The sequence below is a fragment of the Streptomyces paradoxus genome (assembly GCF_014202475.1).
In the GTDB taxonomy this organism is placed as follows: Bacteria; Actinomycetota; Actinomycetes; order Streptomycetales; family Streptomycetaceae; genus Streptomyces; species Streptomyces paradoxus.
Genome location: NZ_JACHGV010000034.1, coordinates 1 through 2,604, shown reverse-complemented (window position 1 = coordinate 2,604; position 2,604 = coordinate 1). Strand labels below are relative to the sequence as shown.

Genomic DNA, 2,604 nt, shown 5'->3' with positions numbered 1-2,604 from the left:
TGGTGCACCACGACAACCAGCACCTGCTCACCAGGAGCAGCACGGAACAACCAAGCACGGATCGGCACTTCGGACGACAGGTCGAACGCGTACCGGACCGCCTCCGCCACCGCGGCATCCACATCCCCGGCATCCGCGTCACGGACCAGCAGCTCCCAGTCCAGTTCGTCTAGATCCAGGACGCGCTGGTACGGCTCGCCGTCGGCAGTCGCGAACACGGTGCGCAGCACCTCGTGGCGGCCAATCACGTTCCGCAGGGCGCCGTTCAGTGCAGCGCTGTCCACCTGGCCGGTCAGGCGGAGCACCGTCGGCAGGTTGTAGGTGGGGCTCGGGCCTTCCAGCTGGCCGAGGAACCACAGGCGGCGCTGCGCATACGACAGCGGAACCCGCTCCGGGCGTTCCTGCGCCGTCAGGGCCGCCCGGGCCCGGTCGGCGTCGTCGATGCGGGCCGCAAGCCCGGCCACCGTCGGCGCCTCGAACAGCGTGCGCAGCGGCAGCTCGGCCCCGAGCACCGTCCGCACCCGGCTGACGAGTCGTACGGCCAGCAGGGAGTGGCCGCCGAGGGTGAAGAAGTCGTCGTCGACTCCCACCTCGGGCAGTCCCAGGACTTCGGCGAAGACGGTGCACAGGATCTCCTCCTGCGGCGTCGCGGGCCGACGGCCTCCCGCCGCCTTCTCCGACACATGGTCCGGAACGGGCAGCGCCTTGCGGTCGAGCTTGCCGTTCACCGTCAGCGGCAGCGCGTCCAGGACCACGACCGCCGCGGGAACCATGTGCGCAGGCAGCCGTCCGGCCACCACCTCACGTATAGACTCCGGCAGTTCGTCCCTGTTCACGCCCTCAACCGGCACCACGTAGGCCGCCAGACGCTTGTCACCCGGCGTGTCCTCGCGGGCGACGACCGCAGCCTGAGCGATCCCGACATGGGCGGCCACCGCGGCCTGCACCTCACCCAACTCGATGCGGAACCCTCGCACCTTGACCTGCTCGTCGGCCCGGCCCGCGAACACCAGCTGGCCGTCGGCTTCCCAGCGGGCAAGATCGCCGGTCCGGTACATCCGCGACCCGTCCGCAGCGAACGGGCACGCCACGAACCGCTCGGCCGTGAGTTCCGGGCGGCCGTGGTATCCGCGCGTCAGCTGCGCGCCCGCCACGTACAGCTCACCCACGACCCCGGGCGCCACCGGCTCAAGCTTCCCGTCCAGCACGAACATGCGGGAGTTCGCCGCGGGGGAACCGAACGGCACCGTCCCCTCGCGTTCCGGGTCCACCAGTCCGGTCGCCACGATCACGGTGGCCTCGGTAGGACCGTAGGTGTTGATCAGGTTCCGCCCCCGGGTCCACGTGGCCGCCAGGGTCGGCTCGATCGCCTCCGCGCCCACGACCAGCGAACCGACGCCCGCGAGGTCGTCGGGCTCAAGCACGCCCAGCAGGGACGGCACGACACTGGCGGAGCGTATTCGCGCCGACGCAACCAGGGCGCGCAGCTCCTTGGGCTCGGCGCGCTCGGCCGCGCCGGCCACCACCAGCGAACCGCCGCTCCCCAAGGTCACCGCCAGATCCAGTACGGACGCGTCGAAGCTGAACGAGGCGAACTGCAGCACCCCGACGCCGGGCCCGACCTCCATGAGCGGGGCGAACACCGACACCAGGTTCGCGAGACCACCGTGTGTGGCCGCGACGCCCTTCGGAAGACCGGTCGACCCGGACGTGTAGATGACATACGCCAGACCGTCCGACGCCACGGTCCCACTCGGTGTGGTCTGCGGCAGTGCCGCCAACTCCGCGTCCACCTGCGGATCATCGAGCCGGACCACCCTGTCCGCCCCGACTCCGTCGGCCAAGTGCCCGACCACGTCCTGGCAGCCGACCACCGCCCGGGCCCCGCTGTCGGCGAGCATGAACGCCAACCGCTCCGCCGGGTACTCGGGATCGAGCGGCACATAGGCACCGCCCGCCTTCCATACCGCCAGGATCGCGAGGATCATGTCGACGCCGCGCGGCAGGCACAGTCCCACCACCGACTCTGGACCCACCCCCCGCCCGATGAGGGCGTGCGCCAGCCGATTGGCCCGCGCGTCCAGCTCGGCGTACGACACCTCAGTGCCCTCGAACACCACCGCGACCGCGTCCGGAGTCCGCGCAGCCCAGGCCTCGAACAACTCCGGCATGAACACCTGCGGCACGACGGCATCGGTGTCGTTCCATTCGGTCAGCACCCGGCGCCGCCCGGCCTCGTCGAGGACTCGGAGTGCGGTCAGCGGCCGGTCGGGGCCGCCGTGCAGCGCCTCTTCCAGCAACGCCACCAGGTTCTCCGCAGCTGTGCTGACCAGCGCGGCGACTGCCTCCGGGTCGATCGGGCCGACCGCGTCGACGGCCAGGCTCAGTGCCTCTCCGCCATCGTTGACCGCGACCGTGAGGGGGAAGTTGGTGCGCTCCCGCGCGAGCACGGTCCGGAACCGTTGAGTGTCCTCGTCTCCACCTCCGACGTGGTCGGCGGAAGGACCCGCGTTGTGCCGGTAGTTGAACAATGACGTGAACAGCGGCACGTCCCCCGCCACACCACTGGCCTGCTGCGCCACGGCCAACGGCGCGTGCTCGTGC

Annotated in this window: 1 protein-coding gene; it reads right to left on the bottom strand. The window is 71.0% G+C overall.

Annotated features, from left to right (window positions below):
• A partial coding sequence (locus HNR57_RS39060) for a non-ribosomal peptide synthetase (RefSeq protein WP_184568180.1) occupies nucleotides 1–2,604 on the bottom strand: 2,604 nt, incomplete at both ends.